General features: G+C 63.0%; 15 protein-coding genes. 3 read left to right on the top strand and 12 right to left on the bottom strand.

The features are described 5' to 3' along the window. Positions 1 to 81 precede the first annotated feature (81 nt). The 11 genes from QLG10_RS20990 to QLG10_RS20940 form a co-directional block, all read right to left on the bottom strand. Positions 82 to 915 carry an SDR family NAD(P)-dependent oxidoreductase gene (locus QLG10_RS20990; RefSeq protein WP_020800085.1) on the bottom strand — a complete coding sequence of 278 codons (834 nt, stop codon included), beginning with the start codon at positions 913 to 915 and terminating at the stop codon, positions 82 to 84. A gap of 11 nt (positions 916 to 926) precedes the next feature. Further along, entirely contained in the window at positions 927 to 1,694 is a 768-nt protein-coding gene (locus QLG10_RS20985) for an SDR family oxidoreductase (protein ID WP_282487958.1), read from the bottom strand. 250 nt (positions 1,695 to 1,944) lie between these two features. Next, a complete protein-coding gene (locus QLG10_RS20980; protein ID WP_110755014.1) occupies positions 1,945 to 3,180 on the bottom strand; it encodes a helix-turn-helix transcriptional regulator in 1,236 nt (411 codons plus the stop codon). 146 nt (positions 3,181 to 3,326) lie between these two features. Next, positions 3,327 to 5,759 carry an MMPL family transporter gene (locus QLG10_RS20975; RefSeq protein ID WP_282487957.1) on the bottom strand — a complete coding sequence of 811 codons (2,433 nt, stop codon included), beginning with the start codon at positions 5,757 to 5,759 and terminating at the stop codon, positions 3,327 to 3,329. A 14-nt stretch (positions 5,760 to 5,773) separates the two neighbouring features. Beyond that, on the bottom strand, positions 5,774 to 6,760 hold the full coding sequence (locus QLG10_RS20970) for a YCF48-related protein (RefSeq protein WP_282487955.1): 987 nt from the start codon (positions 6,758 to 6,760) through the stop codon (positions 5,774 to 5,776). A 426-nt stretch (positions 6,761 to 7,186) separates the two neighbouring features. Continuing rightward, positions 7,187 to 8,137, bottom strand: a complete 951-nt coding sequence (locus tag QLG10_RS20965) for an OB-fold domain-containing protein (protein WP_282487954.1) — start codon at positions 8,135 to 8,137, stop codon at positions 7,187 to 7,189. Positions 8,138 to 8,141: 4 nt separating this feature from the next. Then, on the bottom strand, positions 8,142 to 9,353 hold the full coding sequence (locus tag QLG10_RS20960; protein WP_110755019.1) for a thiolase family protein: 1,212 nt from the start codon (positions 9,351 to 9,353) through the stop codon (positions 8,142 to 8,144). 93 nt (positions 9,354 to 9,446) lie between these two features. Then, on the bottom strand, positions 9,447 to 11,114 hold the full coding sequence (locus tag QLG10_RS20955) for a DUF1302 family protein (RefSeq protein WP_110755020.1): 1,668 nt from the start codon (positions 11,112 to 11,114) through the stop codon (positions 9,447 to 9,449). Positions 11,115 to 11,181: 67 nt separating this feature from the next. Then, complete coding sequence (locus QLG10_RS20950) at positions 11,182 to 12,267, bottom strand: MBL fold metallo-hydrolase (RefSeq protein ID WP_110755021.1); 1,086 nt, start codon at positions 12,265 to 12,267, stop codon at positions 11,182 to 11,184. Further along, positions 12,260 to 14,113 carry a long-chain-acyl-CoA synthetase gene (locus QLG10_RS20945; protein WP_282487953.1) on the bottom strand — a complete coding sequence of 618 codons (1,854 nt, stop codon included), beginning with the start codon at positions 14,111 to 14,113 and terminating at the stop codon, positions 12,260 to 12,262. Before QLG10_RS20945 ends, QLG10_RS20950 begins: the two co-directional genes overlap by 8 nt. Then, entirely contained in the window at positions 14,110 to 15,195 is a 1,086-nt protein-coding gene (locus QLG10_RS20940; protein WP_020800075.1) for an alkene reductase, read from the bottom strand. The genes QLG10_RS20945 and QLG10_RS20940 overlap by 4 nt, the downstream gene beginning before the upstream one ends. A gap of 353 nt (positions 15,196 to 15,548) precedes the next feature. On the opposite strand from QLG10_RS20940, the gene QLG10_RS20935 reads away from it, so the two are divergent. The 3 genes from QLG10_RS20935 to QLG10_RS20925 all read left to right on the top strand — a co-directional run bounded on the left by QLG10_RS20935 (position 15,549) and on the right by QLG10_RS20925 (position 17,966). After that, positions 15,549 to 16,877: an MFS transporter gene (locus QLG10_RS20935; RefSeq protein WP_110755025.1), complete on the top strand. Its 1,329-nt coding sequence runs from the start codon at positions 15,549 to 15,551 to the stop codon at positions 16,875 to 16,877. A 69-nt stretch (positions 16,878 to 16,946) separates the two neighbouring features. After that, entirely contained in the window at positions 16,947 to 17,375 is a 429-nt protein-coding gene (locus QLG10_RS20930; protein ID WP_223194287.1) for a nuclear transport factor 2 family protein, read from the top strand. 96 nt (positions 17,376 to 17,471) lie between these two features. Beyond that, positions 17,472 to 17,966, top strand: a complete 495-nt coding sequence (locus QLG10_RS20925; RefSeq protein ID WP_188265533.1) for a nuclear transport factor 2 family protein — start codon at positions 17,472 to 17,474, stop codon at positions 17,964 to 17,966. A 95-nt stretch (positions 17,967 to 18,061) separates the two neighbouring features. Here the strand turns inward: QLG10_RS20925 and cysQ are convergent, their stop codons facing one another. Beyond that, the gene (cysQ, locus tag QLG10_RS20920; RefSeq protein ID WP_177411683.1) at positions 18,062 to 18,826 is read right to left on the bottom strand and encodes a 3'(2'),5'-bisphosphate nucleotidase CysQ; all 765 of its coding nucleotides are present in this window, start codon (positions 18,824 to 18,826) and stop codon (positions 18,062 to 18,064) included. Positions 18,827 to 18,961 lie beyond the last annotated feature (135 nt).

Raw genomic sequence — 18,961 nt, 5'->3', positions numbered from 1 at the left:
ACTCGCTGTAAGAGCGAAACCCTAGGTGGCCGTTACCGCAGGAATGGATATGTACACGAAAAAAAACAGTCGATCACTGGCCTAACGCCAATCAGCAACAATCCCATGCTCCAACGCAAACGGCTGCGCAGCAATCGTCCGACGCTGAAACCCTGGTGCCTGCTCAGCAGTAGCCAGCCACAACATCACCGCCGCCGGCACATGCGGCGGCGCACTCCCGGAACGCAAAGCGATCAACCCCTTGTCACCGATGGTCGCCTTGAGCGCTTCAGTGGTCACCACCCCTGGATTAAGGGTGTAGGCACGAACGCCGAGATCACCCAATTCCGTGGCCATTACCCCGGAGAGTCGCGACACCGCCGCCTTGCCCGCGCCGTAGGCATAACCCCAACCGCCCTTGCCCGCCGCCACCGGTGGGTCGCTTTCGCCGGCGCCGGAGGTAACATTGATCACCACCCCGCCACCGCGCGTCACCATGTGTTCCGCCACCGCCTGGGTCAACAGGAATGGGGTGAGGATGTAGCCCTGGAACATCCGCTCCAGGGTCTGGGCTTGCAGGTCCATGAACCCGGCGTTGAGGTCGCTGCCCTGGTAGATCGCGTTGTTGATCAGTACGTCAATGCGACCGTACTCGGCCAGCACCGCCTGGCAGGCGCCCAGGGCCGAAGCGCTGTCGAGCAGGTCCATGGGCACGACGAGCACCCGACAACCTAGATCGCGCAACGCCTGCGCAGTGCCGTTGAGGCTGCCAGCCAGCGGCGCTCCGGCAGCGTCGCGCAGGGCATGTTCATGTTGTTCGCCCTCGTTGAGGGTACGGGCGCTGATCGCCAGGTCGAAACCGGCGCGGGCGAACGCCAGCGCCGCCTCGCGACCGATACCACGGCTGGCGCCGGTGATGAATGCCACCTTGTTCATGCAATTTCCTTTCAGAAGCGCGGGGCGCGGACCATGGCGTCCATACCGCCATCGACAAATACTACGCTGCCATGGACGAAGGAGGCTTGCGACGATTGCAGGAAGACCACCACTGCAGCGATCTCATCAGGGCTACTGGAGCGGCCCAGGGGTGCGACAAAATCGCGGGTTGCCTGGCCAAAGCGCGCATCATCCAGCGACGCCTGGTGCAGCGGGGTTTCCACCGCACCCGGCGCCACCACGTTCAAACGCATGCCCTGCTTGCCCCAGCTCACAGCCAGGCTGCGAGCATGGCGGCTGATCGCGTATTTGGAGGCCGCATAGGCGACATGAGGCTGACCGAGGGTATTGGCCAGTTCCAGCGCCTGGGCCTCGTCGCCTGCAATCATCGCTTCCACCATCGCCTCACCGTCGACGCCTGAGTGGGTCGCCGCCACCGAGCCGATCACCAGTGCCGCCGGTTGCTGGCCCTTGGCAAGCGCACCTTGCAAGCCATCTAGCAACTGGCTGACGCCGAAGTAGTTGACCGCCGGAATCAGGCCGCAGGTCGGCGCCGTGACACCGACCCCGGCGCAGCAGATCAGCCCGTCGAGGACGCCACCGCTGAGCTCAAGCACCTGGGTGATGGCCGCGTCACGCCCCTGGGCAGTGGACAGGTCGGCGATCACTTCGGCGTTGCTGCGATCGATCCCGATAACCTGGTGCCCGGCGGCGCGCAGGGCGACGGATACGGCGGCGCCGATTCCCGAGGCGCTGCCGGTGATGGCTGTTATTGGCATAGTGGTTCTCCGTGATAGGTCCGCCCAGTATCGACAGGGCGATCACGGGACGGCATCGTCCGTGCGGACTAAAAATTGAAGTGTTGAAACGAGAGGCAACCCGGGTGCCGTGGTGTGACCGATACACCGCAGTGTCTGGTTCGCCTGTAGGAGCCAGGCTTGCCGGCGAAGAACGATAACGCGGTACAACAGATACACCGCAGCGCCTGGCTCCTACAACGATGACGCGGGCTCCTGCAGCCCTTCAGGTTCAGGCCTGGCGATAAATCGGCACGGCCAGTTGCAGCGGCGGCACTTTGATCTTTTCCGTCACTTTCAACCCAAGCCTGGGTTTGCCCAAAGCCACCACGCTGTTGAGCAGGATGCGCACCAACTCGGTCTGGCGCCGCACGCCGGTCTTGGAGAATATCGAGCGCAAATGCGCCCTCGCGGTATTGCGTCTGATATTAAGAACCTCTGCAGCTTCTTCCAGGGACAGGCCGTTGGCCAGTTCCATGGCCAGGGCAGTTTCGGCCTTGGTCAGGTTGAACAACTGCTTGGTCACCACCTCGCTGGCCAGGGATTTACTCGACGCATCGCGGATGTACACCAGCGCTGCGGGCTGGCCCTTCTCCTCGGCCCAGTCCAGGGACCGTATCGATTCAACCACTACACCGAGGGCGACCAGTCCGGAAGGACGGGTCACTGACATGGCCTCGGCGTCTTTTGGAGCATCCGGGGAAAACGCGGCGCGAATCAAGCGTTGCAGCTCGCGGTTGTCGCTGGGGTAAGTCGCCTCCAGGCGCCCGCCCACCAGTTTCAAGCCGTCGGAACGGGCGAGGATTTCCTGGGCCACCGGGTTGATCTGCAACACGCTGCCGCTCTCGTCGAGCACCAGGGTCGCCACCGATAGCCGGCTGATGGCCTGGGAGTACAACTCGCTCAGCGATTCACTGCGGTCCAGCAGGTTATGCAATTGCGAGGCACGCCGAAGGTGGGGCAGGAAACTGGCGCACACCGCGCGTTCATGGGCAGAGAAATTGGCTGCCCGTTTAGGGCGGGTCATGCGAAAACGCAGTTTGCCGCCGTCCGGCGTGGAAATGTCGGCACACATCAGGTGGTATACGTCATGGGGCTCGCAGAACATCTTGAAGTAGCCGTTCTGCTCCCACTGCGTGGAGCTCATGATGTCGTCCACGGTGAATACATGGTCCAGCGGCTGATTGGCGAAAGGTGAATTGGTTTGCGGGTAGGTCATGTAACAGACATCACCGGCACCTTCGATCTCGCCCACGATGATCATCACGCCGGTATCGGGTTGATCCGGCACCCGCAGGATCAGCGTGACGAAGTTGGCATCGTAGAGTTTGAGAAAGCTCCTAAGCGCCGTGGCCATCAGTTTTGGATCGAGGGCGCCCTCATAGATCTCGCCCACCAACTGGTTGTAGCGCGTAAGGTCCAGGCCAAGGCTGGCCAGGGCTTCATGGGTCAAGTCACCATTTTGCATAGTCTTTTCTCGCTCGGGTAAGGACTGTGCCCTTCCCTTGTTATTTTTATAATTTCGGCTGGGGAGCCCAGGGCTCCCCTCTCTCGACTGCTACTTGCCCGCCAGTTTCACCAGCGCCTGCGGACTCCACAATAGGTCCGGCAGGATTATTTTTCGTGCGCGGTATCACGCGCAGCCGGGCTGTTTTTCAAGCGGTACTGCCCGTGTGCCGGTACCGGTTGGCGTACCCGTGCGGTGACCAGCGGTCGCCCGCGATTGAACCAGGCCGCCAGCGCCGGCAGGAGGAAAATCGCCCCCAGCACGTTGACCAGGAACATGAACGACAGCAGCACGCCCATGTCGGCCTGGAACTTCAACGGTGCGAACGCCCAGGTGCAGACCCCGATGGACATGGTCACAGCCGTGAACACCGCGGCCGTACCCCGTTGGCACATGGCCTCGTAGAACGCCTCCCGCAGATTGGCACCGCGCAACATTTCATGCTGGATGCGCTCGTACAGGTAAATCCCGTAGTCGACGCCCACCCCCACTCCCAGCGCCATCACCGGCAAGGTGGCAACCTTGAGGCCGATCCCAAGCAGGGTCATCAGCGCGTTGCACAGGATCGCAACAATCGCCAGCGGCACCAGAATGCACAGCACCGCGCGGATCGACAAGAAGGTCAGCCAGCAAAACAACGCCACCGATCCGAATAGTGCCCCCAGCATGATGACTTCGGCGCGCTTGACCGCCTCGTTGGAGGCTGCCATCACCCCGACGTTGCCACCGGCCAGGAGGAATTCGACTTCTGGCGAGCTGACTTCGGCAATGATGCGGTTGGCCTCACTGATCACATGGCTGACGGTGCTGCCTTCGTGGTTGGCCAGGAACACCAGGATCTGCATCTGTTGGCAGCCGTCGGTGACCAGCCCGTCATCCGGCATATAGGCCCGTGCGCCCTGGCTCAGGCCTCGGGGCGAGCCCGGGATGGCCGCCCAGCGCGGATTGCCTTCGTTATTGCCGGCGATCACCCGTTTGCCCATATCCGCCACGCTCTGGATCGACTGCACGCTTGTGACGGTGCGCATACGAAAATCGAAGGCTTCCACCGCACGCATCACCGTGGGTGACAGGCAGCCTTCGTCGACGCCCTTGACCTGGACGAACACCGACAACACATCAAGACCGATGGAGTAGCTGTTGATGATCTTGGCGTTGTCCTGGTTGTAGCGTGAATCGGCCCGCAGTTCCGGCGCGCCCGCGCCGATGTCGCCTACCGCCAGGTCGCGAGCCTTCCAGGCCCCGGCTGCCAGGAGCAACAGGCTGACGGCAAAGACCCCGAGGGCCGGTCCCGGTTCGGCAAGCGCCGACAGGCGCCACCACAGGCGATGCCTGCCCGCCGGCCGCGCCTGCGCCCGGCGCAACAGCGCCGGTTCCAGGCGCAGGTAGGAAATGATCACCGGCAGCATGAGTTTGTTGGTGATGATCATCAGCATCACGCCGATGCAGGCCGTTACCCCCAGTTCGTGGACGATGGGGATATCGATCATCATGATCACCGCGAACCCCAGGGCGTTCATCAGCAAGGCCAGGGAGCCGGGGATGAAGATCTTGCAGAACGCCAGGCGCGCCGCCTCCCTGGAACTGCTGCCGGCCAGCACGTCCTGCTTCCAGGCATTGGTCATCTGCACCGCATGGGATACGCCGATGGAGAAGATCAGGAACGGCACCAGGATCGACATCGGATCGATGCCCAACCCCAACAGCGGTAACAACCCCAGCAGCCAGACCACCGGCAACAACGCTACCAGCAGCGCCACCACGGTCAGGCGCAGGGAACGCGAGTACAGCCACAGTAGTAACCCGGTGATCACAAATGCGACGACAAAGAAGCCGATCACCGTGTTCAGCCCTTCGACCACGTCGCCCACCAGTTTGGCGAAGCCGACAATGTTGATCTCGATATCAGGGCTGTTGTATTTGCCTCGAACCTCTTCCAGGCGCTTGGCGATTTCGACATAGGAGACTGGCTGGCCGGTCTTGGGGTCAGTGTCCTGCAAGTCGGCACGGACCATGGCCGACTTCAGGTCGTTGGCCACCAGGCGGCCGACCTGTCCGGACGCCGCGGTGTTGCTGCGCACCTGCGCCAGGTCCTCAGGGGTGCCGCTGAAGCGCGGTGGCACCACCACGTCGCCGAAGAAGCCTTCCTCGGTAATTTCGATATAGCGCACGTTGGCGGTAAACAGCGACGTCACGCTGGGACGGCTGACTCCGGAAATGAAAAACACGTCGTCGGTGACTTTGCGCAGGGTCTCCAGGTACTCGGCATTGTAGATGTCGCCCTCGCCTTTCCAGCGCACGCTGACCAGGAAACGGTTGGCGCCGGTGAAGTAACGGCTGAACTTGAGAAAGTTGACCATGTACTCATGACGCACCGGGATCTGTTTGTTGAAGCCCGGGTCCAGTTGCGTGTGGGTTGCGCTATAGCCCAGGCCCAGCGTCACCAGGACAAACAGCAACAGCAGTCCCTTGCGCCAGGCCATCAGGTAGTCCGCGCACGTTTCGACGCAACGCGTCACCCAGTGTTTACCTTGATTCATTGCCTGCCTCTCATTTACTGGGTGGCCTGTGTGGCCACTAGGGCAGCAACGCTGCCACCTGAACCCTGCAATACCCCACGCTCGCCACCCACCAGCAGGCGCGAGCCCACCATCGTCGCCGAGGTCAACGTACCGAGCCCGGCCAGCCGCGCGACACCTACCAGTGCACCCTGTGCATCCAGGCGCACCACCGAGCTGCCGGCGCCGACGATCACCAGGCCCGAGCGATCGGGCAGCAGTACATGGCCGTACAGCGGCAGTTGATTACCCACGTCGATCTGGGTCCAGCTGTCGCCGAAGTCGTGGCTGACGTACACATGCCCGCGCATGCCATAAGTCACCCAATTATTCGCGCTCAGGCGCACGATGCCGAACAGCGAACCGCTGTAGAACGCCGGCAAGGTTTGCCAATGCTGGCCGCCATCAGCCGTGCGCAGGACCAGGCCCTGTTCGCCCACCAGCATGCGTCGGCCATCATCGCCACCGGCCATGCTGTTGAGGTGTGCGCTGTCGATGTCCAGGACCTGCGGTGTCCAGGTCTGTCCGGCATCGGAAGATTGATAGAACTTGCCAAAGCTGCCGAACGCCATGACGTTGTCGCCACCGCTGCTCCAGATCCCCAGCAATGGCTCGCCCAAATCGCTGTCGTAGCGGATTTCCTGCCAATGGCTGCCAGCGTCCGTGGAACGCAGGATCAAGCCGTCATGCCCCACCGCCAGCAAGCGCTGCGGGTCCAGCGCCACCAAGGCAGTCAAGGTGGCATCGCGTTGCGGGGCGACACTGGCGGGCTGCCAGCTGACGCCCTGGTCGTCGCTGAGCAGGATGCTGCCGCGCTCGCCCACGGCGACCACGCGCGAGCCAAGGTTGAGCAGGCCGTTGATCTGCACCCGGTCAGGGCGTGTGGCCAAGAGCTGTGCCTGCGGTGGGGATTTTGGGGAAAAGGTGTAGCCGATGGTCAGGGCGACCACCAGGCAGACCAGGTAGCCGATCACAGAGCGCATGAGCAACGCTCCTGTTCGGGGCACGCGTGCATAGGGCAAGTCATAGGCCAATCCTCTTGTTCTTGTCAGGCGCCAGGGCATGCGAGGCAACCGAATCGGGCGTTGCCTCCTGGGCAATAGTCGGCGCAAGGGGTGGGTCACACATCGTCCAAATGGCTTATGGATTGGCGCAAATGGCACAGGACCGCAGGGAGATCGCGAACGGGTGACGCGGTGCAACCGGCGCACCGTGAAATCATTGTTTGTCTGTAGGCGCGAGGCTTGCCCGCGAAGCAGGCGCTGCGATGTACCTGTCGCACCGCGTCATCGTTTTTCGCCGGCAAGCCTGGCTCCTACAAGGAACCAGGCGCCGCGGTATATCTGGTGTTCCGCGTCATCGTTCTTCGCCGGCAAGCCTGGCTCCTACAGGAACCAGGCGTCGCGGTGTCAGGCGAGGTACAGGATGACCAGGTCGTTGATCACCGATGGCCGGTCCTGGCCCACCACGTGGGTGGTGAGTTCCAGGGTCAGCTGGGTGCCACGGGCCGACAGATCGACCTTTTTCACCCGCGCCCGCGAATGGATGCGCGAGCCGGCCGGTACTGGCGCCGGGAAGCGCAGGCGATCGGAGCCGTAGTTGACCTGGGTGGTGAAACCGCTGATTTCGAAGCCCAGTGCCAGTTTCATCCGTGACTGCAGCACCTGCACCAGCGCGCCGTGGGCGATCGTGCCGCCGAACGGACTTTGCAGGCGGGCGCGCTCCGGATCGGTATGGATCCAGTAATCGTCGCCCGACAACTGGGCGAAGGCGTCGATCAGCGCCTGGTCGACCACCACCACGTTGCTCCAGTCGCTGAATTGATCGCTGACCAGGGCCTGCAAGGCCGGTCCATCGTTGAGGTCGATCTGCCGCACTGGTGGCTGCTCCGATGCCACGGGCGCCGGTTCGCTGTCCTGCGCCGGCAGCGATTCAAGACTCGCCGCATCCTTGTCCACTCCGGTGAAACGCAGCAGGCGGTTGCCCTTGGCATCGACTTCGGCGAACACCGGCTGCAAGGCCATGCCGATGCGGATTTCGTCTTCTTCGAGGCCCACCAGGTTGGTGTTGATGCGCACCCCTTGGGCCAGCTCTACTACTGCCAGCTTCTGCGGCATTTCATCCATGAAATCGGGCAAGGTGGCAATGCGCGTCACCGTGTAGCTGTACAGCGTCGCGGCGCCGTCGACTTCGCGCCAGGCCAAATCATGTTCCAGGCACACCGGGCAATGCCGGCGCGGGTAGAAATTCCAGTGCGTACAGGCATTGCATTGCTGGATCAACAGGCGGCGAGCCTTCAGGCCCTCCCAGAACGGTGCGGAGATCTGCGTCGCGACCGGCATCGGTTTGTTGTTGGACATGTGCTTATGCTCCCTGAAGTATCAATGCGCCCTGCTCGCTCATCACGCCGCCGGTGCCGGAGACGTAGACGCTGTCGCAGCGCCCCAGTTGGCGCTCGCCGGCCGCGCCGGCGATCTGCGTCACCGCCTCGATCACCTGGCTCATGCCACCGGCCGAGGCCGACTGGCCGAAGCTGAGTTGCCCGCCATGGGTGTTCATCGGGAAATCGCCACGCCAGGTCAGGTCGTGTTCACGCACGAAGGCCATGCCCTCGCCCTTGCCACAGAAACCGGCGTCTTCCAGGGTCAGCAAAGTGGTGATGGTGTAGCAGTCGTATATCTGTGCGGCATCGACGTCCTTGGGCTTGAGGCCCGCCATGGCAAAGGCCCGCTCGGAAGCCGGGCCAATCGGCGTGCGCAGCATGTCCTCGGCATACGATGGCGACTTGAATGCCAGGTGCTCGCCAAAACCGGTGATAAAGGCCGGACGTTTGCGGGCCCGTGCCGCCACTTCCTTGTTGGTGATGATCAGCGCGGCGCCACCGGCCACCGGCATGACGATCTCGAGGACGTGGAGAGGGTCGGCGACCATTTTGCTCGCCAGGACCTGCTCGATGGTCAACGGCTGGCCATAGAACATGGCTTGCGGGTTGGCCAGGGCATTGGTGCGCTGGTCGACGGCGATCTTGGCCATCGCCCGCTGGTCGTAGTCGTACTGTGCGGCATAACGCTGGGCGATCATCGCGTAGCCGGTGTTCTGGCCCATGTGCCCATAAGGCAGGTCGAACTCGGCTTCCGGCGCGCCAAACGCGGTGCTGTGTCCGCCGAAACGCATGGAGCGGGCCATCCAGCCGGGATCTTCGTCGGGTCCCAGCGGCGCCATGCGCGCAGGAATGACGCACAGCACGGCCTGGCACAGCCCCAGTTCGATGGCGGCGGCAGCGCGCCAGACCATGCCTACCGAGGTGCATCCACCCAGGTCCACCACTTCGGCGAAGTTCAGTCGCAGGCCCAGGTATTCGGCGGCCATCGCCGGTACGAACACCGAAGCCTCGTGAAAGTGCGGGCCGTTGATCACCAGCCCATCGAGGTCCGAGGCCTTGAGACCGGCATCGCGCAGGGCCTGTGCCGCCAGGTCGGCGACTTGCTCGAGGTGAAACATCTTGGGCGCGGTCGAATATTTTTCCGGTTTGTATTGTGCGCTGCCGACGATGGCCGCATGCCCTTTGAGTCCCATAGTGCCTCCATGCCGAAGCGTTCAGCCGCGGCCTATTCCAGGTTGTGTTGAAGCTCCGGGCGCACCACGGCGACCCGGATCTTGGGGGGTCGATCAGAAGGTGTATTTCATCGAGAACGTGGCGTAGTCGCGGTCGGCGAACGGACGGTCGATCGGATCAGCTGCACCCAGATAAGAGATGTATCTCAACCCGAGTTCCAGGTTGCCCAGGTACTTGAAGGTCGTGCCCGCGCTCAGGCGTCGGTCACCTTGCACGCCGGAGATGCTGCCGGCCATGGGCGTGGAGCCGCTGAAGACGTTGGAGAAACTGAAGGGGACTTCCAGATCCCAGCCTTGGAAAACTCCCGGATAACTGAACGATGCGCCCACGGTGTAGGCGCTGGAAGACTTGGTGCGGTAACCCGCGGCTGTGCTGTAGGTGTAGTCATCGGAAGAGGCCACTAGAGGTGCCAAAGAGGGTAATAGGTTCACGCCTTGCAGGTTGGGCGCGGCCGAAGTGGATTCGACACTGTCGACCTGCACGCGGATGACTTCGGCCGTCAGCGTTGTCTGGTTGGCCCAGGGACGGTCACCCAAAATGCGCACCGCCGACAATTGCATTTGCTGGCCCTTGCCCTTGGCCGGTACGGCGCCAAGTCCGGTATTGACCATCACCGGCGCACCGTCGCGGTACGACCATTCGGCGCCGACCTGGGTGTCGCCGATCTTGGTCGAGGCGCTGATGCCGGTCAGCTTGATGTCTTCGAAGTACTTGATCCGGTAGCCATTGCTGACGAAGGCGTTGAGGCCACCGCCCACTGGCAGCGGGTTGTAGCCGACCAGGGCGGTGGCCGGGTTCTTGTCGTGGTAGTTGACGTGGAACAGCGACAGCTCGAGGGCCGGTACCGGACGGTAGCGCATCTGCACGCCCCACTGGCCACCATCACTCGGTTCGTCGGTGCCGCGGTAGGCGATCTTCTGGCCGTTGGCGTAGATGAACTCGCGACCAGGCCCGACCACGTCGCTGCCCGACAGGTAGCTGCCCACTGGCGGCAGTTCAGTGCCCTTCCATTCATACTGCACGTACGCACCGAAGGTCAGCTGGGGGTTCAGTCGGAACGAGCCGGAGAACTGGCCCACCGGCAAGAGGATTTCCTTGACCTCGACCCCCGGTTGCGAGGCTTTCACCGCGTCAGACGGGTTTTGTACGCCGTTGACCCCGGGGTAGAACAGGCTCTCGCCCCAGGATTCGATGTGCCGCCCGGCCTTGACGTCAAGCATGGTGTCGTTGTCAAAACGCCAGCCGCTGAACACATAGGCATCGAGGAATTTGCTGCGACCGCCGCTGTAGTAACGGGTGTCACTGGTGAATTCGTCGTTGCTGCCGCTCTTGTTCACGGTGGCGGGCGAATCGTTGTCGTTCTTGCGGTGGTAGACATCGTCGTAGAAGGTACTGGCACGCAGCACGGCGCCATAGTTGTCCTTACGCAGGATCATTTCCCCCAGCGCACCCACACGGTTGGTGGTCAGGCTGCCGCTGTCGAAGTTGCGGTTGGCATCGTCGGCGTTGACCGTCAGCAAGCGATCGCTCTGACTGCCGGTGCGCACGCCGATGCCATAGCTGGTGGTCACCGACCAGTCGATGGTCGCGCCGTTGTCGAACTCAAAGGTTTCACCGGCCCATACCGGCGTGGACACCAGCGCTACGGCTGCCGCCAGGCTGCTGAGCTGAAACGCGCTCGAACCGATGACCGTAGAGTTATTGTTGTTTTTGTTGATCACACTGATTCTCCTCAAGGGCAACTCAATGGCTGCCTGGAATGTTCAACACTGCTGCCGTACCGCCCGCTCAAAACACATTGAGCGGTGTAATCGCGCACGCTCCCCTTACAGCACGCCGGTAGCGATACCGCCCCCGGTCCTCTTCCCGCACCAGCGACCCTTCGGCCACCAGGTAGTTGGCATGGGCCAACGTTTCGCCAAGCGCCATCAGTTCGTCGAAACGACCCGACAGCCTGGGGAACAGCACAGCCATCAGCTCGAGCACGGTGCGCGGCTCGTCACAGTTGGCCAGCAGCAGCGCCAGGTGCCCGCGGTGATGGGCCTCCAACTGATCCAGGCGCTGATGCAGATTGAAGAACGGCCTTTCGTGCGCCGGCAGCACCAACACGGTGTCGGGCAAGCTGCGCAACCGCTCGATGGAATCGAGCCAGTCGCGCAGCGGGTTGGCCAACGGCTCGGTGGCATGCACGCCGACGGTGGAGGTGATGCGCGGCAACACCTGGTCGCCGGAAATCAGCAGGCCGTCATCAGCGGCATACAGGCAGGCATGTTCCGGCGAGTGTCCGCGACCGATGACCACCTGCCAGGTGCGGCCACCGATGTGCAGGCAACTGCCTTCCTGCAAACGGCGGAAATGGTTCAGTGGCGCCGGCAGGAAATGGGCATTGCTCATCACCGCGAACATCTCGGCACTCTGTTCGTCGCCGACGCCGGCCTTGCGGTAGAAGTCGAGAAAGTCCCAGCCCGGTGGCTGATCGGCGGGAAACTTGACGTGCAACGACTGGAACTCGCTGACGGTCATGTACACCGGGCAATGAAAGCGCTCCGATAGCCACGCGGCCACGCCGGCATGGTCAGAGTGAAAGTGCGTGCAGACCACCGCCAGCAATGGCAGCCCGTCGCACACTTCACTGAACACCCGTTCCCAGACTTCGCGGGTCTGGTCGGTATTCATGCCGGTGTCCACCGCCACCCAGCCATCGGTGTGACGCAGCAGATAGAGGTTGATGTGGTCCAGGCGAAACGGCAGCGGCATGCGCAGCCACCACACGCCCGGCGCCACTTCGCGCACCTGCCCGCGATCGGGCGCCTGCGGCCAGGGATAACGCAGGCCGCCGCGCAGTTCGTGACCGTTGTCGTCGAGGTCAGCCATGGTCGGCCACCGCAAAGGGCGTCAGGCCGGCGCGCGTCAGGGCCTCTACCGAGTAGGGTACATAGGTGCGCGCCTGGTCGTCGCGAATGAACAGCGGATCGCTGCACAGGCTCGGGCAATAGCCCTGGCGTTGCAGATCGACCTTGCGTAGCTTGAAGCTGGCCGTCAGGTCTGCCGACTGGGTGACCCGGATGAACACCGGGGCCGCATAACGCGGCAGGCGCGCTTCGGTCAGGGCGTACAGGGCGTCGGGATCGAATGCCTGGCCGGTCTGCATCAGCACCGCGGCCATCCCGGCGCGACCTTCATGGCCCGGCACCTGGACGCCATAGATATTGATCAGTTCCAGGCCCGCCAGGTCGCCCAGGGCGTCCGCCACTTCGAGGGTCGAAACGTTCTCGCTTTTCCAGCGATAGGTATCGCCGATGCGATCGACGAAATAGCAGTAACCGTTGGCATCCTCGCGCAGCAAATCGCCAGAACTCCAGTAGGCATCGCCCTCGCGAAATACATTGCGACGGATTTTGCTCTCGGTCGCCTCCGCAGAGGTGTAACCCTCGAAACGCCCACCACCGATCTCAGGGTGATCGACGATAAAGCCCATGGCCTCGCCAACCTCGCCCACTTCGCAGAGCTGATAGAAACCGTTTTCGTCCCGTGGGTGGCAGTCGTTTTCGATGTCGTAGCGCACCAGCCGCAGGTTGGTCTTGTTCCAGTCCGGCACGCGCCCGCAAGAACCGAAATAGTTGTCGACGTTGATCACCGCGGCATTGGCCTCGGTGGCGCCCCAACCCTCGAACACCTGGATCGGGCCGAAACGCTCCAGCCAGCGTTGCCAGGAATCGGGGGACAAACCGGCACCGAGCATGCAGCGCAGGCTGTGCTCGCGCTCGCCCGCTCGCACGGGTTGGTTGAGCAGGTAGCGGCAGATCTCGCCGATGTACTGGAAGATGCTGATCTGATGACGCGCCACGTCGTTCCAGAACTCGCGCACGCTGAACTTGCGACGCACCACGATGGCCGCACCGGCCCGCAACGCGGTAGAGGTCACCGACGTGGCCGCGGCACCGTGGTACAGCGGCAGGCAGCAATAGAACACGTCCTCGCGGGTAGCTTGCAGGGTGACTTCCATCACATCGCCCGAGGACATCCAGCGCATATGGCTGTAGCGCGCCGCCTTGGGCAAGCCGGTGGTGCCCGAGGTGAAGATCAGCAGGGTCGCGGCCTGCGCTTCGATGTGCGCGCGAATATCGCGGGGAAACGGCGTGCGCGGGGCTTTCTCCAGGCGCGCATCGAAATGGCCGTCGACGCCCTTGGGCAGCGGGCCACTCCAGGGATTTTCCGCGTCGCGTATCAGCCAGCACGGCAGGTCCGGAAAACCCTCGGTGGCCTGGATATTGGCCAGGCATTCTTCACCGATCACCAGCGCCTTGGCGTCGGTGGTTTGCAACGCATGCAGCAGCGGACGGCCGTTGACCTGAGTGTTGATGAAGGCCACCACCACCCCGAGCTTGACCAGGCCAAACCAGGTGCAGAAGAACGAGGGGCGGTTTTCCATGGCCAGGGCGCAGACATCGCCGGCACGCAGGCCATTGGCATAAAACGTGTGGGCCATCTGATTGGCCCGCGCATCGACCTCCAAGTAGCTCAAGGTTTGCTCGTTGTAGATCAGGAACGGGCGATCGCCCTGTTCACGCGCCTGGTGTTCCAGACGGTCGGCCAGGGTGTAGCGGTCGCTCGGCTTGATCAGCCCGGCGGCGGCCGAACGCTGGTCGAGCAGCGCCTGGGTTTGCTCCCGAGGCACGGGGCGGGTCGGCAGGACGCCGGTCAGGTCGTTCAGGTTCATTGCGCCACCTCCTGGGCGATCGCTTGATAGGCGGAGTAATCCGAGTAGCCGGCCGGGCCTGGCGTGTAGAGGGTCTTGCGGTCGAAACCACTGAGCGGCAGACCCCGCTTCAAGCGCTCCACCAGATCGGGGTTGGCAATAAAGTGACGACCGAACGACACGGCAGCCCCCTCGCCCGACGCGAGAGCGGCGCTGGCCGAAAGGCCGTCGAAACCATCGTTGAGAATCAACGCATGGGGGCTGTGCCGGCGCGCCAGGGCGAAGGCATCGAGGTCAGCCAGGGGTGAGCGCATGATGTGCAGGTACGCCAGGCCCAACGGCGCCACGGCTTCACACAGGGCGGCCGCTGTCTCGGCCGGATCGCGGTCGTCGATGTCGTTGTAGGGGTTGCCGGGGCACAGGCGAAAGCCAACGCGGCCGGCGCCGATCGCAGTCGCCATGGCTTCGATCACTTCCTTGGCAAAACGCACCCGCCCCTTCGCGTCACCGCCGTAGGCATCACTGCGCTGGTTGCTGCCGGAGGCCATGAATTGCATCGGCAGATAACCGCTGGTGCAGTGCAGCTCGACACCGTCGAAGCCGGCCTGTCGCGCATTCAGTGCGGCCTGGCGATAGTCTTCGATCACATCGCCAATGCCTTGCAAGGTCAACGCCTGTGGCTCGTCGGTGTCCACCAGGCCCGCGGCATCGCTGAACACCTGGGTGCGCGCACGCAGCGCCGAAGGTGCCACCGTGGCGGCCCATGTCGGCTTGTTGTGGCGGCTGGCGGCGCGGCCGACGTGCATCAGTTGCAAGACGATGCGCCCACCCTCGGCATGCACCGCCTCGGTGACCTGCTGCCATCCGGCGATCTGTTCACCGGTGTAGATGGCTGGGGTGCGGCAATAGCCCAGGCCGCTGGCGGACGGCGCAGTGCCCTCCGCCACGATCAACCCGGCACTGGCACGCTGGCGGTAGTACTCGACCATGGCGCTGCCGGGCACCGCATCGGCAAGGGCGCGACTGCGAGTCATGGGGGCCATGACAATGCGGTTGGCCAGTTGCAGTTCGCCCAGGGCGACCGGCTCGAACAAGACGCTCATTGCAATTCCTCAGCTTCTTATTGTGTTCTGGTTGCCTGAGGGCTTGCCACAGCGTGGGCAAGCGCTGGCACACCAGCGGATATGGGCTGAATGATTGATCGTGAGCGCGGGCGAAACATCGTCCGACAAGACTAGGTTCGCTATCCGCAGGAGCCAGCGGTGCGGCGACCCGACTTGCCGGCGAACGGAGCGCTGCGGTTTATCTGGTGAACCGCGTTATCGTTCTTCGCCGGCAAGCCAGGTTTCTACGGATGATTTGTGTACGACCGTTAAGATGGTCTGAACGGACGATGAGAAAAAACCACAGCAAGCCCAGCATCGCGACAACTAGAACAAAACCGGGAGCACCCGCAGTGAACCAATCCACCCCCGTGACATGGCGAACGCACTATGCGTTGTTCGTGCTCGCCAGCATCTACGTGTTCAACTACATCGACCGCCAGTTGATGGCGATTCTGATTGAGCCGGTGAAGCTCGAATTCGGCATCTCCGATACTGGCATCGGTTTGCTCTCGGGGGTGACCTTCGCGGTGTTCTACACCGTGTTCGGCTTCCCGCTGGGGCGCCTCTCAGACCGCATCGGGCGCAAACCGGTGATCGCCTTCAGCTGCATCGCCTGGAGCCTGATGACCATGCTGTGCGGCATGGCCGGCAACTTCCTGACCCTGGTGTTGGCGCGGATCGGCGTGGCGGTCGGCGAGGCTGGCGGTACGGCGCCTTCGGTGGCGATGGTCTCGGACTTGTACCCGGCGAACCGCCGATCCACTGCCCTGTCGGTGCTGATGCTCGGTTCCAGCCTGGGGGCGATCGTCGGCTTGGGCCTGGGTGGCTGGATTGCCCAGCACCACGGTTGGCGCTACGCCTTCTTGCTGATCGGCGCACCCGGGATCTTCCTGGGCCTGCTTTTGCTGCTGACCGTGCGCACGCCCAAGCGCGTAGTGCCGCAGGCCCATCTCGCGATGCAACAGGATGGCTGGCTCAAGACCCTGGTCGAGCTGTTTCGCATGCCCTCGTTCCTGTGCCTGGTACTCACCGGCGGCGCGGCGGCGATTGCCGGTTACGCGATTGGCACCTGGAGCCCGAGTTTCCTGATCCGCTCCCACGGTCTCAACCTGCAGGAAGCCGGATTCCTGGTCGGTGTAGTGGGAGGTACCGGTGCGACCTTCGGCACCCTGCTGTGCGGCATGGTTACCGACCGCATGGCGCGTCGCGATGTCGGCTGGCAAATCGGCGTGCCGTTGTTGGGTACGCTGATCAGCATTCCCTTCGCCCTGGCGTACTTCCTCTGGCCCCAAGGCACGGCATTCCATATCGGCAACATCGCGGTACCCCAGGCGTTCCTGTTCTACAGCGCGTTCGCCTTTTTCGGTGTGTGGTGGGCAACACCGTGCCTGAGCGCGATCACCCATCTGTTCCCGGCCACACGACTGGCCCAGGCCACGGCCATTTTCGTCATGTCGATGACCCTGCTGGGCGTCGGTATCGGGCCGCTGTTCGTCGGCATGCTCAGCGATTTCTTCGTGCCGACCCTGGGCAGTGAATCCCTGCGTTACGCCTTGGCGTCGTCGGTGTCCATGCTGATGCTGGCCAGCGTATTCCTGGCCCTTGCGCTGCCGCGTTATCGCCAACAGATGAAGAGCCCGGCTACGCCCCTTGCACCGGTCCGTGCCGTGACGGCCTGAGCCTTTCGCGCACCATCACGCCGCTGCAACCTCGCCAGGTTCCAGCGGCTTTTTTTCATGAGGATTGCCATGAGCGCCGTACAGATCAGCAACCTGCTCTACCGTTACGCCGAATACCTGGACAGCGGCCAATTGTTCGAGGCCGCCGAGCTGTTTCGTCACGCCCGTATCAAGGTAAGCAGCCAGGACGAGTGCATCGATCACACCGCCTTGCTGGGCATCTGGCAGCAACGCATCAAGCTCTACCCCTGCGGTACACCGCGCACCCGACACGTCATCAGCAACCCCATCATCGACATCGACGAAACCTGCGGGACCGCCACGGTTCGCGCCTGCTACACCGTGCTGCAGGCCACCGACACTCTCCCCCTGCAACCCATCGCCGCCGGGCGCTACCTGGATGAGTTCGAACGTGTCGACGGGGTCTGGCGGTTCAGCTTTCGTGACTATTCGCACCTGGACATGATGGGGGACTTGCGCGGGCATTTGTTGATGTAGGCACAAGTGGTCTGAACGGACGATGAGGGAAACCCGCGGCGGGCCGAGCATCGGGTCAACCGAAGAGCCGGAAAACCGAAAGCAAAGGGAGGCAAGATGGACATCAACGATCTGCTGCTTGAGCGCGAGCTCAATGTGGTTCTTTCCCGCTATGCCCGTGCCTGCGACCAGCGCGACTGGTCCGCCATGGATGATGTTTTTTTGGCAGACGCCACAGCCGACTATGGCGGCTTGCATCGCATTCAAGGACGTGAGCCGATTGTCGCCATGATCCGTGCGCATCTGGAGGGTTGCGGGCCTTCCCAACATCTGCTTGGCAACCTGTTGGTCGATGCCAGCGATTCGGCCATCGAGAGCCGCGTGTACGTGCGCGCCGCGCATCGCGGCGCCGGCAGCCTGCAGGACATGACCTATGAATCCCTGGCCGAATACCACGATCGCTGGGTATCCACGCCGAAGGGCTGGCGTATTGCCCATCGGCGTATGGACATCAGTCACGAGCAGGGCTGCCGCGACATCCTGCGCCCCGGCCTACCCTGTAGGAGCGAGCATGTCGAATCGTCGCACCGTCGCGATGGTCGTGAACGATAACGCGTTAACCAGATGCCCCGAGGCGCCCTCGGGTTTTTCGCGAGCATGCTCGCTCCTACAGGGGGGAACGACTACATTCGCCAATGCCCGGCGATCTACAGACCCTGTGCGTAAAAATGCGGATTGTCCAGGCCGGGCTTGCCATAACGCAGCGCGTCGCCGGCAAGGGTGCGAATCTGCCCACCGGCCGCGACAAGCACCGCATGCCCCGCGGCGATGTCCCACTCCATGGTGCGCCCCAGGCGCGGATAAAGGTCTGCCTCGCCAGCAGCCACCAGGCAAATCTTCAGCGATGAACCAGCACTTTTCAGTGAACGCACCTGACGCCCGTCGAGGAATTTGTCCAATGCCTCGGCATCGCCATGGGAGCGGCTGGCGACCACGTCCAGCCCCTCCTGCGACACCGTTCGGCAGTGAATTGCCTGGCGCTCTCCCGTCTGTTCGATAAAGGCGCCGTAGCCACGGGCACCGGCAAACAGTCGGTCCAGCGCGGGCGCCAGGACCACCCCGAGCACCGGTTCACCGTTATCGATCAGGGCGATATTGACGGTGAACTCGCCATTGCGATTGATGAACTCCTTGGTGCCGTCCAGCGGGTCCACCAACCAGAACCGCCGCCCCACCTCCGGCACCTGGCCGGCAGCGGCGGCCTCTTCGGAAATCACCGGGATCTGCGGCGTGCGTGCAGCCAAGGCCTGCAGAATCAGCGCCTCGGCGCGCTCGTCAGCCTCGGTCACCGGCGAAGCATCGACTTTCCCGCGCACCTCGAAATCCGAGCGATACACCTCCATCACCAGCTCGCCCGCTGCGCGAACAATACCGATGACGTCTTCAAGCAGAACAGTCATTGAGTCGTTCATGGGAATTCTCCTGTTTTTTGTTCTTCGTATGGTCCGTTCGGCCTATGCGCCGTTTTGCGGATCCGGGAACAGTACAGACATCTACAGCCCCGCCACTCAGCAAATGGATGTTTAACAGGAGTTCCCGTGTCCCAC

Source organism: Pseudomonas sp. V98_8 (genome assembly GCF_029967975.1).
GTDB classification, from domain to species: domain Bacteria; phylum Pseudomonadota; class Gammaproteobacteria; order Pseudomonadales; family Pseudomonadaceae; genus Aquipseudomonas; species Aquipseudomonas umsongensis.
The sequence above is the reverse complement of the archived record's forward strand: the minus strand, read 5'-3'. Positions and strand labels throughout refer to the sequence as shown.